At 68.2% G+C, this 13,899-nt stretch carries 9 protein-coding genes; 4 read left to right on the forward strand and 5 right to left on the reverse strand.

Annotated elements, in window-relative coordinates:
• Positions 1 to 13: 13 nt before the first annotated feature.
• Entirely contained in the window at positions 14 to 3,067 is a 3,054-nt protein-coding gene (gene uvrA / locus ACAV_RS23160) for an excinuclease ABC subunit UvrA (RefSeq protein ID WP_013597005.1), read from the reverse strand.
• A gap of 97 nt (positions 3,068 to 3,164) precedes the next feature.
• Here uvrA and cysC point away from each other — a divergent pair, with 97 nt between their 5' ends.
• The 3 genes from cysC to ACAV_RS23175 all read left to right on the forward strand — a co-directional run bounded on the left by cysC (position 3,165) and on the right by ACAV_RS23175 (position 6,147).
• Entirely contained in the window at positions 3,165 to 3,767 is a 603-nt protein-coding gene (cysC, locus tag ACAV_RS23165) for an adenylyl-sulfate kinase (protein ID WP_013597006.1), read from the forward strand.
• A gap of 189 nt (positions 3,768 to 3,956) precedes the next feature.
• A complete protein-coding gene (locus ACAV_RS23170; protein WP_013597007.1) occupies positions 3,957 to 4,820 on the forward strand; it encodes a ubiquitin family protein in 864 nt (287 codons plus the stop codon).
• A gap of 136 nt (positions 4,821 to 4,956) precedes the next feature.
• Entirely contained in the window at positions 4,957 to 6,147 is a 1,191-nt protein-coding gene (locus tag ACAV_RS23175; protein WP_041829453.1) for an MFS transporter, read from the forward strand.
• Positions 6,148 to 6,243: 96 nt separating this feature from the next.
• Here the strand turns inward: ACAV_RS23175 and ACAV_RS23180 are convergent, their stop codons facing one another.
• The gene (locus ACAV_RS23180; protein ID WP_013597009.1) at positions 6,244 to 7,638 is read right to left on the reverse strand and encodes a chloride channel protein; all 1,395 of its coding nucleotides are present in this window, start codon (positions 7,636 to 7,638) and stop codon (positions 6,244 to 6,246) included.
• A gap of 223 nt (positions 7,639 to 7,861) precedes the next feature.
• On the opposite strand from ACAV_RS23180, the gene ssb reads away from it, so the two are divergent.
• Entirely contained in the window at positions 7,862 to 8,428 is a 567-nt protein-coding gene (ssb, locus tag ACAV_RS23185) for a single-stranded DNA-binding protein (protein WP_013597010.1), read from the forward strand.
• A 98-nt stretch (positions 8,429 to 8,526) separates the two neighbouring features.
• On the opposite strand, the gene ACAV_RS23190 is transcribed toward ssb, so the two are convergent.
• The 3 genes from ACAV_RS23190 to ACAV_RS23200 form a co-directional block, all read right to left on the reverse strand.
• Positions 8,527 to 11,730 (reverse strand): type I restriction endonuclease subunit R, encoded by a 3,204-nt coding sequence (locus tag ACAV_RS23190; RefSeq protein WP_013597011.1) that lies wholly within the window; start codon positions 11,728 to 11,730, stop codon positions 8,527 to 8,529.
• Positions 11,727 to 12,809 carry a Fic family protein gene (locus tag ACAV_RS23195; RefSeq protein ID WP_013597012.1) on the reverse strand — a complete coding sequence of 361 codons (1,083 nt, stop codon included), beginning with the start codon at positions 12,807 to 12,809 and terminating at the stop codon, positions 11,727 to 11,729. Before ACAV_RS23195 ends, ACAV_RS23190 begins: the two co-directional genes overlap by 4 nt.
• A 117-nt stretch (positions 12,810 to 12,926) precedes the next feature.
• The gene (locus ACAV_RS23200; RefSeq protein ID WP_013597013.1) at positions 12,927 to 13,868 is read right to left on the reverse strand and encodes a DUF4268 domain-containing protein; all 942 of its coding nucleotides are present in this window, start codon (positions 13,866 to 13,868) and stop codon (positions 12,927 to 12,929) included.
• Positions 13,869 to 13,899: the final 31 nt, after the last annotated feature.

Consider the following 13,899-nt stretch of genomic DNA (forward strand, 5'->3'; position numbering starts at 1 on the left):
GGTCCGCGGGGCGCTATGGCAGGTAGCGCTGCAGATACCGCCCCGTGTGGCTTTCCGGGTTCGCCGCCACGTCCTCGGGCGTGCCCTCGGCCACCACGGTGCCGCCGCCCGCTCCGCCCTCGGGCCCCATGTCGATGATCCAGTCGGCGGTCTTGATGACGTCCAGGTTGTGCTCGATCACGACGATGGTGTTGCCGGCGTCGCGCAGCTGGTGCAGCACCTTCAGCAGCAGGTCGATGTCGGCGAAATGCAGGCCGGTGGTGGGCTCGTCGAGGATGTAGAGCGTGCGGCCGGTGTCGCGCTTCGACAGCTCCTGCGCGAGCTTGACGCGCTGGGCCTCGCCGCCCGAGAGCGTGGTGGCGGCCTGCCCCATGCGGATGTAGGACAGGCCCACATCGAGCAGCGTCTGCAGCTTGCGGGCGATCGCCGGCACGTCCTTGAAGAAGGCGTGCGCGTCTTCCACGGTGAGCTCCAGCACCTGCGCGATGTTCAGGCCCTTCCACTGCACTTCCAGGGTTTCGCGGTTGTAGCGCTGGCCGTGGCAGACGTCGCAGGGCACATAGACGTCGGGCAAAAAGTGCATTTCCACCTTCACCACGCCATCGCCCTGGCAGGCCTCGCAGCGGCCGCCTGCCACGTTGAAGGAAAAGCGCCCGGGGCCGTAGCCGCGCTCGCGCGCAGTGTTCGTCTCCGCCATCAGCTCGCGGATCGGCGTGAACAGTCCCGTGTAGGTGGCCGGGTTGCTGCGCGGCGTGCGGCCGATGGGCGACTGATCGACGTTGATGACCTTGTCGAAGTATTCGATGCCCTCGATCGCTTCGTGCGGCGCGGGCTCGTCGTGGGACCGGTAGAGCTGGCGCGCCACGGCGGCGTAGAGCGTGTCGTTGACCAGCGTGCTCTTGCCCGAGCCGGACACGCCCGTCACGCAGGTGAGCAGCCCCACGGGGAACTCCACGCTCACGTTCTTCAGGCTGTGGCCCGTGGCGCCCACCACGCGCAGCGCCTGCAGGCGCCCCTGCTTCGCGCGGTGCTCCGCCATGCGCTCCGCGCGGCGCCGGCTGGCGTCGGTTTCAGGAAAGCGCGACTTGCCCTTCTTCGGCGGCTCGGGCTCGGCCTGCGCCTCCAGCACCGGCAGCCAGGGCGTGCGGCGCGCCGGCACGGGGATGGTCCGCGCGCCAGAGAGGTACTGGCCGGTGAGCGATTCGGGATGGGCGCTCAGCTCGTCGCTCGTGCCCTGCGCCATCACGCGGCCGCCATGTACGCCCGCACCCGGGCCCATGTCCACGCAGTGGTCGGCGGCGCGGATCATGTCCTCGTCGTGCTCCACCACGATCACGCTGTTGCCGATGTCGCGCAGGTGCTGCAGCGTGGCGATGAGCCGGTCGTTGTCGCGCTGGTGCAGGCCGATGCTGGGCTCGTCGAGCACGTACATCACGCCGGTCAGGCCCGAGCCGATCTGGCTGGCCAGGCGGATGCGCTGCGCTTCTCCACCCGAGAGCGTCTCGGCACTGCGGTCCAGGCTCAGGTAGTTGAGGCCCACGTCGTTCAGGAAGGTGAGGCGCGTGGCGATCTCGCGCACCACCTTGCCGGCGATTTCGGCCTTGGCGCCGCTCAGCTGCAGCGCCTCGAACCAGGCCCGGGCCTCGGCCAGGGTGGCTCGGCTCACCTCGTAGATGGCCCGGGACTGCTCGCCCTCGCCCACGCGCACGTGGCGCGCCTCCAGCCGCAGGCGCGTGCCGTGGCAGTCGGGGCAGGGCTGGGTGCTGCGCAGGCGCGCGAGGTCTTCGCGCACGACGGTGGAATCGGTCTCGCGGTAGCGCCGCGCCATGTTCGGCAGGATGCCCTCGAACGGGTGCTTCCTGACGACGGCCTTGCCCTTGTTGGCGCCGCTGTCCAGGATGTAGCTGAAGGCGATCTCTTCCTCGCCGGAGCCGTGCAGCACGGCATGCCGCACCCGCTCGGGCAGCGATTCGAACGGCGCCTCGACATCGAAGCCGTAGTGCCGGGCCAGGCTCTCGAGCATGGCGAAGTAGTAGCCGTTGCGCCGGTCCCAGCCCTTGATGGCGCCGCTGGCCAGGCTCAGGGACGGGAAGGCCACCACCCGCGCCGGATCGAACACCTCCTGCTGGCCCAGGCCGTCGCAGGTGGGGCAGGCGCCGATCGGCGAGTTGAACGAGAACAGGCGCGGCTCCAGCTCGGGTAGCGAGAAGCCGCAGATGGGGCAGGCGAACTTGCTGGAAAACAGGTGCTCCCGCTCCGAATCCATCTCCAGCGCCAGCACGCGGCCGTTGCCGTCGGCGCCCGCGGCCTCCTGGCCCACGCGCAGCGCGGCCTCGAAGCTCTCGGCAAGCCGTTGCTGCGCGTCCGGGCGCACCTTCAGCCGGTCGATCACCACGTCGATGTCGTGCTTCTCGGTCTTCTTGAGCTGGGGGAGGTTCTCCACCTCGTGGATCGTTCCATCCACCCGGAAGCGCACGTAGCCCAGCGCCTGCATCTGCGCGAACAGTTCGGTGAACTCGCCCTTGCGGCCGCGCGCCACCGGGGCCAGCACCATCAGGCGCGTGTCCTCGGGCAGCGCCAGCACGGTATCCACCATCTGGCTCACCGTCTGCGCGGCCAGCGGCAGGCCGTGCTCGGGGCAATAGGGCGTGCCGGCGCGGGCGTAGAGCAGGCGCAGGTAGTCGTGGATCTCGGTCACCGTGCCCACGGTGGAGCGCGGGTTGTGGCTGGTGGCCTTCTGCTCGATGGAAATCGCGGGCGACAGGCCCTCGATCAGGTCCACGTCCGGCTTGTCCAGCCGGCCCAGGAACTGCCGGGCATAGGCCGACAGGCTCTCCACGTAACGCCGCTGGCCCTCGGCATAGAGCGTGTCGAACGCGAGGCTGGACTTGCCCGAACCCGACAGCCCGGTGATGACCACCAACTGGTTGCGCGGCAGGTCCAGGTCGATGTTCTTGAGGTTGTGCGTGCGCGCGCCGCGGATGCTGATGCGCTGCTCGCGCAGGGCGCGGGCCAGATAGGCGCCTTCGCCGGGGCGCGGATTATCGGGGGCGGTGGGCTCGGTCACTGAGGGCGTCGGCAAGCGGGAAACCCACCATGATAGGTGAGGCGGGCCGGCGGCGCCCGTGCCCATAATCAGAGCCCGTTCCACCGGCGCCCGCGCCATGACCTTGCCGCCCACCGCTTCCACCGCCATCACCCGCCAGGACCGCGAACGCCTGCAGGGCCATCCCGCCCGGGCCGTCTGGCTCACGGGCCTCTCGGCCGCGGGCAAGACCACCCTCGCGCACGCGCTGGAGGCCTCGCTGCACCGCGACGGCCTGCGCACCTTCGTGATCGACGGCGACCGCCTGCGCGCCGGGCTCAGCAGCGACCTGGGCTTCACCGACGCGGACCGGGCCGAGAGCATCCGGCGGGCCGCGCACGTGGCGCGGCTATTCGTGGATGCGGGGATGGTCGCCATCGTCGCGCTGATCTCGCCATTCCGCGCCGAGCGCGCGGCTGCGCAGGCGCTGTTCGCGCCCGGGGATTTCCTCGAGGTGTACGTGAACGTGCCGCTCGCCGTGGCCGAGGAGCGCGATCCCAAGGGCCTGTACCGGCGCGCCCGCAGCGGTGCGCTGCCGCGCTTCACGGGGATCGATTCGCCCTACGAGCCGCCGGAGGCTCCCGCGTTGGAGTTGCGCACCGATGCGCTTTCCGTGGCGCAGTGCGTGCAGCGCCTGCGCGCGCAACTGGGCCTGCCGCCCACCCAGGCCCACCTTTCCTGATCCGCAGGCCCGCCGGCCCGCAGCCCGGCGGTGGTTCGGCCATGGGCTGCGGAAACTGCGCAGAACGCGCTTTCCATAGCGAGGTGGTTCCGTCATGATGGAGGGTTACGCTTTCCGTGCCCGACGGTTACGCTTTCTGTACCCCCGCCCTTTGGCCCACCGGCCTTCCGGTCGTGCCACCGTTTTCCCATGCCTTCCGGTCTTTCCCCCGCTTTCCCTCTGCGCGCCACCGCCCCCCTGCGCCGCGCCTTCGCCCGATTTGCGCTCATCTGCGTGCTCGCCTTCGGGACGCAGGGTGCCTGGGCCATGCAGATCTTCGTGAAGATGCTTTCGGGCGAAACCTTGACGCTGGACGTGGAGCCCAGCGACTCCATCGAAGACGTGAAGTCGAAGATCCAGGACCAGAAGGGCATTCCGCCCGAGCAGCAGCGCCTCATCTTCGCGGGCAAGCAACTGGAGGACGGCCACACGCTCTCCGACTACAACATCCAGAAGGACTCCACGCTGCACCTCGTGCAGCGCCTGAGCCAGACCACGTTCACAGGCACGTCGGCCACCGGCACGGGCACCATCGCGGCCACGCTGTCCGGCCCGGCCGTCGCGGGCGGCTGCCAGTTCGACACCACGCAGACCGCCTTCGAGATACCTTCCGGCGGCCCGGCCGGCGCGCAGTTCCCCCATGGCGTATTCCGCTTCGTCGCCACCAGCTGCACCGGCAGCGTGACGGTGACGCTGAAATACCCCCAGGCCCTGCCCGACGGCACCCGCCTCATCAAATTCGGCCCCTCCGGCCCCGGGGCGGACCGCTACACCTGGTTCGAGTGGACGGACGCGCAGATCGCGGGCGACACGATCACCTTCACCATCACCGACAACGGCGCGGGCGACACCGACCCCACGGTGGGCGTGATCGCCGATCCGGGCGGCCCGGCACTGCTGGCTTCCGCACCGGCACCCGCGCAGGCCACGCCGGTGCCCACGCTCTCCCCCGCCGCGCTGGTGCTGCTGGCCTGCGCGGCCGGCGTGCTCGGCTGGCGGCAGCGCCGCCGCTGACGGCCCGCCGGCGCGGGGCGCGCGCGATGGGCGAGAATCGCCGTCTTTCCATCGCCCGCAACCGATGACCACTGCCGTGCCGGACCCCCTGCCGCCTACGCCCGCGACCGACATCCCCGCCGCCTCCGCCACCACGATGACGCCGCTGGAGCGGCGCTCCAGCCTGTCGCTGGCGCTCATCTTCGCGCTGCGCATGCTGGGGCTGTTCCTGGTGCTGCCGGTGTTCGCGCTCGAAGCGCGCAAGTACCCGGGTGGCGACGATCCCGCCCTGGTCGGCCTGGCCATGGGCATCTACGGGCTCACCCAGGCCGTGCTGCAGCTGCCCCTGGGCATGGCCTCCGACCGCTTCGGGCGCAAGCGGGTGATCGTGCTCGGCCTGCTGGTGTTCGCGGTCGGCAGCCTGCTGGCGGCACTGGCCGATTCGCTCGGCGGGCTGCTGCTGGGCCGCGCGCTGCAGGGCGCGGGGGCCGTCTCCGCCGCCGTCACCGCCCTGCTGGCTGACCAGACGCGCGACGGCGTGCGCACCAAGGCCATGGCCCTGGTGGGCGGCAGCATCGGGCTGATGTTCGCCGTGGCGCTCGTGGCCGCCCCGCCGCTGGCGGCCCGCTTCGGCCTGCCCGGCATCTTCGGGCTGACCTGCGCGCTGGCGCTGGCCGGCATCGCCGTGGTGCTCTGGGTGGTGCCCCCCGAGCCCGCACGCCACGCGGACGCGCCGCGCGGCCGCCTGGCCGACGTGCTGCGCCACCCCGACCTGCTGCGCCTCAACCTCGGCGTCTTCGCGCTGCACACGGTGCAACTGGCCATGTGGGTGGCCGTGCCCGCGCTGCTGGTGCAGGCCGGGCTGCCCAAGAGCGCGCACTGGCACCTCTACCTGCCCGCCGTGGTGCTGTCCTTCCTGGCCATGGGCGGCCTGTTCGCCCTGGAACGCGCCGGCCGGCTGCGCGGCGCCCTGCTGGGTGCCATCGGCCTCGTACTGCTGGTGCAGCTCGGGCTGGGCTGGACGGCCTCGGCCGGCACGCCGCCGGGGCTGTGGGCCCTGGGTGGACTGCTGTTCCTGTTCTTCTGCGGCTTCAACGCGCTCGAAGCCAGCCAGCCCAGCCTCGTCTCCCGCACCGCGCCGCCGGCCGTGCGCGGCGCGGCGCTGGGCACCTACAACACGCTGCAGTCGCTGGGCCTGTTCGCGGGCGGCGCCCTGGGTGGTGCGCTACTGCGCTGGGGCGGCGCGCACGGCCTGTTCGTGGCGACCTCCCTGCTCTGCCTCGGCTGGCTGGCGGCGGCCTGGGGGATGCGGCCGGTTCCTCCGCAGGCCGGTCGTGGGCGGGGATAAGGCGGCCCGGCACCACCGGCCCTCGCAGGCGCACCGGGGGAGCCCCCGTTACCGCGCGACGCAGGCGCCGCAATGGCGCCCTGGCGGGCCTCTTCGTCAGCGGTCCGGCTGCGGACGCTCCGATGCGGGCAGGTCTGCCGTTTCCGGAACGGCCCCTGCCGCGGGCTCGGGCGCCACGGGCAGGCGCGACGCGCTCAGCAGGGCCTCGGCCAGGGTCTCGTAGAGCGGCCGCGCCACCATGCGCGACACCAGACTGGCCAGCATGGCGGAGGCCATCAGGCTCAGCACCAGGGCATGCCCGTCCACCATCTCCATCACGATGATGAAGGATGTGAGCGGCGCCTGCGTCACCGCTGCCAGGAAGGCGGCCATGCCCATGGCGATCAGTGCCGGGCCGATGTTGCCGCCGACCAGCAGCGCCACGTCATGCCCCACGCCGGCGCCGATGGACAGCGACGGCGCGAAGATCCCGCCAGGGATACCCGTCCATGCCGACAGCCAAGTGGCGATGAGTTTGAGCAGCACGAAGAAGGTGGGCACGTCGGCATGGCCCTCCAGCATGTGCCGCACGGCCTCGCCCCCTGCCCCGAAGGTCGCGCCGCCCGTCACGATGCCGATCACCGCCACCGCCAGCCCACCTGCCGCTGCGAACGCCACCGGCCGGCGCGCGCGCCAGCGATTGAACCGGTCGGGCGCGCCCGTGAGCGAGAGCACCGTGAGCCGCGAGAACAGGCCGCCCAGCACACCGCAGGCCAGCGTCACGCCCAGGCCCGGCAGCAACGCTTCCCAGCCCAGGCGCGGCACCTGGATGCGCCCGAAATAGCTCAGGTTGCCGAAGAACGACACCCCCATCAGGCCCGCCAGCACGATGGCCGCGATGATCAGGCCGCTGCTGCGCGATTCGAGCTTGCGGGACAGTTCCTCGATGGCGAACACCACGCCCGCCAGCGGGGCGTTGAAGGCCGCGGCGATGCCCGCGGCGCCCCCGGCCACCAGCAGCGCATGGGGCGTGATGCCCGAGCGCGGGCCGAACCAGCGGCGCGCGTGGTGCATCACCCCGGCTGCCACCTGCACCGACGGACCTTCGCGTCCGGTGGACAGGCCGGCGAGGAAACTCATGGCGGTCAGCACGATCTTGGCGCAGGAAATACGCAGCGAGACGAACAGTCCGCGCTGCGGCTCCGTCAGTCCCGGCTCCAGCGCGGCGACCACCTGCTGGATACCCGATCCCGACGCAGTCGGCGCCCAGCGCCGCGTGGCCCACACCACGGCCGCCGTGACGGCCGGCATCCACAGCAGCACGGCCCAGCCGCCCTGCCAGTGCCACACCCGCATGAACACCTCGGACGCCCACTCGGCCAGCAGCGTGAACGCCACCACGCACAGGCCGGCCACCGCCGCATAGGCCAGCACGATGCTGCGATCCAGCCAGCGGCGGCCATCGCGCAGTTCCAGGCGCAGGTTGTGCAGGAAATCGGGATCTCTGGGCATGGGATGGGCAAGGCAGGAAGGAGGCAGCGGAAAGGCCGGCTCGTGCCGTCTGCGGGCTGAATCCAGGGGCGGCAGGGGAGGTGCATTGTGGCACCACGCGGCCTGCAACGCAGGCATCGGCCGCTTGGGGCACAATCCCCGCTCCCTCTTCGCGGCGCCCCCGTGGCCGCCGCGCAGGCCGTAGTGCCTTTCCTCCACCATTCTCTACAGGCCCCTTCACACCATGGCATCCGTCAACAAAGTCATCATCGTCGGCAACCTCGGGCGCGACCCCGAGATGCGCACCTTCCCCAGCGGCGACCAGGTCGCCAACGTCACCATCGCCACCACCGACCGCTGGCGCGACAAGAACACCGGCGAGAACAAGGAAGCCACCGAGTGGCACCGCGTCGTTTTCAACGGCCGCCTGGCCGAGATCGTGGGCCAGTACCTGCGCAAGGGATCCCAGGTCTATGTCGAAGGCAGCCTGCGCACCCGCAAGTGGACCGACCAGTCGGGCCAGGAAAAATTCACCACCGAAATCCGTGCCGACACCATGCAGATGCTCGGCAGCCGCCAGGGCATGGGCGGCGGCCAGGGCGGTGGCGGCGGCTATGACGACGGCGGCTACGGTGGTGGCGACGATGGCTACGGCGGCGGCAACAGCGCACCGGCGCCCGCGCGCCGCCCTGCTCCCCAGGCGGCTGCGCCGCGGCCGGCACCGGCGCCCCGGCCTGCTCCGGCACCCGCGGCACAGGCGCCGCGCGCGGCGTCGGGGTTCGATGACATGGATGACGATATTCCGTTCTGAGATTTGCCGTTGCCAGAATGGCAAACAGGGAGCCCCAAGTGCTTGTCACCCGGGGCTTTTCTTCCTGACGTGATGGCCTGCCATCCGATCAATCGCTCTTACTTGACCCACTCATCCCCGATCGTCTCGGCCTGCTCCAGTACCAGCTCCACCGCGGCATCAGCCAAGTCAGGCGGGTACTTGTACTTGCGCAAGATGCGCTTGACCATCAGCCGCAGCTTGGCCCGCACGCTCTCGCGGTGCGCCCAGTCCACGCTGATGTTCTGGCGCAGGCTGGTCGTCAGCTCATGAGCGATTTTTTTCAGCGTTTCGTCGCTCAGTTCCCGCGCCGCCGATTCGTTGAGGATCAGCGCGTCGTAGAACTTCACCTCGTCGTCGGTCAGGCCCAGGCTCTCGCCGCGTGATGCAGCCTCGCGGAATTTCCTGGCCATCTCCACCAGCTCTTCCATGACCTGGGCGGTTTCGATGGAACGGTTCTGGTAGCGCTTGATGACGTTGCCCAGCAGCTCGGAGAACTTGCGCTCCTGCACCACGTTGGTGGCGAAACGGCTCTTGATCTCGCCTTCCAGCAGGCGCTCCAGCAGTTCCACCGCCAGGTTGCGCTCGGGCAGGTTCTTCACCTGCGCCAGGAAATCGTCGTCCAGCAGTCCGATGTTGGGCTTGTCCAGACCCACGGCATCGAAGATGTCCACCACGCGGTCGGACACCACCGCCGAGCCGATGATCTGGCGGATGGCCAGCTCGCGCTGTTCGTCGGTCTTCTTCTGCTGGGTGATGTCCTTCTTGGTCAGGATCACCTTCACGGCCTGCATGAAGGCCACTTCTTCGCGCACGGCCTTGGCTTCGTCCAGCGTGCAGCACAGGGTGAAGGCCTTGCTCATGGCCAGAGCGGTATCCGCGAAACGCTTTTTGCCATCGCGCCGGCCTTCGCTCTTCAGGCCCAGTACATGGTTGGCCGCACCCGCCAGCACCTTGTGCCCACCCGTGAGGAAGCCGCTGTAGTCGAAGCCATGCAGCATGGCGCGGAGCACGTCGAGCTTTTCCTCCAGCACGGCGTAGGCCTCGTGGGCATCGACCGTGGGTTTGCCTCGGCCCTTGCTGGCCGTGTACTCCTTCATCGCGGCCTTGAGTTCGTTGCCAATGCCGATGTAATCGACCACCAGGCCGCCCTGCTTGTCCTTGAACACGCGGTTCACGCGGGCGATGGCCTGCATGAGGTTGTGGCCCTTCATGGGCTTGTCCACATACAGGGTGTGCACGCAAGGGGCGTCGAAGCCGGTCAGCCACATGTCGCGCACGATCACCAGGCGCAGCGGATCGGCCGGGTCCTTGAAGCGCTTCTCCAGCCGCTTCTTGACCTGGCCGCCGTAGATGTGCGGACGCAGCAAGGCCTTGTCGCTGGCCGAGCCGGTCATCACGATCTTGACGGCGCCCTTTTCAGGGTCTGCGTCATGCCAGCCGGGGCGCAGCCTGGTGATCTCGTCGTACAGGTGGACGCAGATGTCGCGGCTCATGGCCACGACCATGGCCTTGCCGCTCTGTGCCTTGTTGCGCTCCTCGAAATGCTTGACCAGATCCGCCGCCACGGCCGCCACGCGGGGCTCGGCGCCTACCACCTTTTCCAGGGCGGCCCAGCGGCTCTTGAGCCTGGCCTGGGTGCTTTCTTCCTCGTCTTCGGCCAGCTCGTCCACCTCTTCGTCGAGGTGCGGCAGCTCGTCTTGCTTCAGGCTGAGCTTGGCCAGGCGGCTTTCATAGTAGATGGCCACGGTGGCGCCGTCTTCCTTGGCCTGCTGCATGTCATAGACATGGATGTAATCGCCAAACACGGCGCGCGTGTCGCGGTCTTCGCTGGACACGGGCGTGCCGGTGAAGGCCACGAAGGTGGCGTGGGGCAAGGCGTCGCGCAAGTGCTGGGCGTAGCCGGCCTGGTATTTGTGTTCCACCTCATACGCCGGTGGAACGAAATCGACGGTCAGCGCCGAGCTGGCTGCGTCACCCGTGGTCCTTGCAGTCGCTGCGCCCTCCGGCTGGCCAGCCTTGCGCCTGATGGTCTTGAGCTTCGCCTCGAACCCGTACTGCGTGCGGTGCGCTTCGTCGGCGATCACGACGATGTTGCTGCGGTTCGAGAGCACCGGGAAGGTGTCCTCGTCTTCGCCCGGCATGAACTTCTGTATGGTAGCGAACACGATGCCACCGGAGGGCCGGTTGGCAAGCTTGGCGCGCAGGTCTTGCCGGGTCTCGACCTGCACGGGCTGCTCGCGCAGCAGGTCCTGCGCCAGACTGAACACGCCGAAGAGCTGGCCGTCCAGGTCATTGCGGTCGGTGATGACCACGATGGTGGGGTTCTGCATGGCCGGCTCTTGCATCACCCGGGCGGCAAAGCAGGTCATGGTGATGCTCTTGCCGCTGCCCTGGGTGTGCCACACCACCCCGCCCTTGTGCGAACCACTCGGGCGGGATGCGGCCACCACCTGCTCTATGGCCGCACGCACCGCATGGAACTGGTGGTAGCCCGCGATCTTCTTGACCAGGCCGCCATCGTCCTCGAACAGCACGAAGTAGCGCAGATAGTCCAGCACATAGGCCGGGGCCAGCGCGCCGCGCACCAGGGTTTCCAGCTCGTTGAACTGGCCCAGCGGGTCCAGCGCCACGCCATCGATGGTGCGCCAGGCCATGAAGCGCTCGGCATTGCTGGAAAGCGAGCCCATCAGCGCCTCGGAGCCGTCCGACACCACCAGCACCTCGTTGTACTGGAACACATCGGGGATCTGCGCCTTGTACGTCTGGATCTGCTCGTAGGCCTTCCAGATGCTGGCGTTTTCATCCGCCGGGTTCTTCAGTTCCAGCAGCACCACGGGCAGGCCGTTGAGGAACAGGATGATGTCCGGGCGGCGCGTGTGGTGCGGCCCCTTGAGCGAGAACTGGTTGACAGCCAGCCATTCATTGGCCTGTGCATTGCCCCAGTCCACCAGGCGCACGAAGTCGCCCCGGGTTTCGCCGTCCTGCTGGTACTGCACAGGCACACCGCCCACCAGCAGCCGGTGGAAGTGCCGGTTGGCCGACAGCAGCACCGGGGTGCCCAGGTCCTGCACCTGCTTGAAGGCGTCTTCGCGCGCTGCCAGGGGAATGTGCGGGTTCAGGCGGGCGATGGCGTCGCGCAGGCGCTGGGGCAGCAGCACCTGGCGGAAGCTGTCGCGCTCAGGTGCGGGGCCATCGGGGGCGATGTCGTAGCCGCTCAGGTGGGTGTAGCCGACTTCGACGAGCCAACTCAGTGCGTCCTGTTCGAGTTGATCTTCTGTCATGTCCCGCCCTCGTACTGGCCCTGCAGGATCCGGTTCAGAGCCAGGTTGATGTAGTAATTGCTGCGCCCGATCTTCTGCTTCTGGACAAAGCCCGTCTCCGCCAGCAGGTCGAGGTACTTGGTGGCCGTGAGGCGCGACACATCCAGATCCCGCTGCACGAACTCGATCTTCGTGTAGGGGTGCGTGAACAGGTTGTTGATCAAGTCCTGGCTGTAGAACCTGTGCTGCGCGCGGATGCGATGCTTGTAGTCCATCAGCGCCGACTTGATGGCCAGCACGGTATGGATGGTTCGCTGCGCGGTGGCCTCCACCGCCTCCAGCATGTAGAGCACCCAATCTTCCCAGCGGTCTTCATCGCGCACGGTCTGCAGCAGCCGGTAGTAATCCGCCTTGGTCCGCACGATGTGCTGGCTCAAATAGAGCACGGGAATGTCCAGCAGCCCCTCCTTGACGAGGTACAGCACATTCACGATGCGCCCCGTGCGGCCATTGCCATCGTAGAAGGGGTGGATGCTCTCGAACTGGTGGTGGATCAGCGCCATCTTGATGAGCGGATCTGCCTCGGACAGCGCCGGGTCATTCATGAATCGCTCCAGCTGGCGCATCAGCTCGACAATCTCTGCCGGGTCTTGGGGTGGGGTGTACACCGTGCGCCCTGCGCCATCCTTGAGCGCCGTACCGGGCAGCTTCCGAAAGCCTGCGTTGTTGCGCTCCAACTCGGCCTGGATGTTGATGATCTGGTTGGCGGTCAGCAGCCCCGTGGTCCGCACCTGCTCGAATCCGACGCGCAAGGCCTGGCGGTAGCGCAGAACTTCTTTGGCCGCGGGGTTGGCGAAGGCCGCGGGGTCGGCATCGTCCTTGAACAGCTCGTCGTGGGTGGTGACAATGTTCTCGATCTCGGAGCTGTCCTTCGCCTCCTGCAGGCCCAGGGTGTTGATCAGGATGCCCTGGTTTGGAATGGCTGCCGCCACGCCCTTGAGTTCAGCCAGACAGCGGCTGGCGCTAGCCAGTTTCTTGAGGATGGCGGGGGTGTCGAAGCGGCTGGCGTCGAGCGATTCGAGCGGCGAAAGGAGGTGCATGGAAGAGCAGGCCGGCCTTACGTGTATAAAAATTCGAGATTTCCATACACATCAAAGCCGATGTGTATAGGAAATGCAAGAAAAATATGGTCCTTGGCCGGCGGAACGCATGTCAGCTCAACTCCCTGACCAGGGGCCGGAAGACCTGGGACATGCGCAGCGCCGCCTGCTCCAGCCAGGCGTAGAGGCGGGCCATTGCTCTTCGTTTTCCAGTGGCGATGCAGGCCGCACCTGCAGGATGCGGCAAACGTGCCAGTCGGGCAGTTCCATCCATTCGAGATGGGCACCCAAGGCAGCATCGATCTCCGCCTGGCGGGCCTGGAGCTGCTTGAAAATGCTCTTGGAATTGTCGTGATTGATGTACACCTCCATGCCCACGCGGCTCTCCCGCGAATTGACGGTGGCGGAGAGGTGTATGCCCGTGCGGCCCAATGCGATGTTGGTCCAGTGCTGCGGCAAGGGCCTTTGCGTGCGCAGCGTGGAGCCCTTGGCCTGCAGCCAGGCCTGCCAGCCCGTCCAGAACTTCAGCTGGCGCTGCTTGGTGGGTGTGGTGGTGGCCGCCGCCTTGGCGTTCTGCTGGCCCGTCTTGGCCCAGTCATTGGGCTTGACGACCACGTTGAAGCTGGGCGCCATGGGCGAATCGCCAATGCGCCACAGCTCGATCTCGACCGCGAAGAAGTCCAGCTCGTCGGTGGTGTGCTGGTTCAGGAACTCCAGCGCGGCCACATGTTCGGTGCGGAAGGACTCGGCCAGCCAGATCACCTTGCGCGCCCCGACGCCTGCGGCATAGGTCAGGATCTGGCCCAGGTGGGTGTGGTTGGTTTTTTCGAGCTGGTTTTCGATGATCACCTTGCCGCCATCGTCGGTGCAGAGGATGTCCACCTTGAAGTCGCCCACGGGGTGCTCGGTGCCGGCCAGCTCCAGTTCGCCAAGCCCCAAGGTTTCGGCCAGCAGCAGGAGGTTGTCGGGCTGCGCCAGCCAGGGCGTGAACTCGCCGGCCTCATGGGCCCAGGCCTGGCGCAGGGGGATGCGTTCGAGTTTGCCGAGCGGAATTTTCATGCTGGGTCATGCCAACTCGACGACATGCATT

The sequence above is a fragment of the Paracidovorax avenae ATCC 19860 genome, assembly GCF_000176855.2.
GTDB classification, from domain to species: Bacteria; Pseudomonadota; Gammaproteobacteria; order Burkholderiales; family Burkholderiaceae_C; genus Paracidovorax; species Paracidovorax avenae.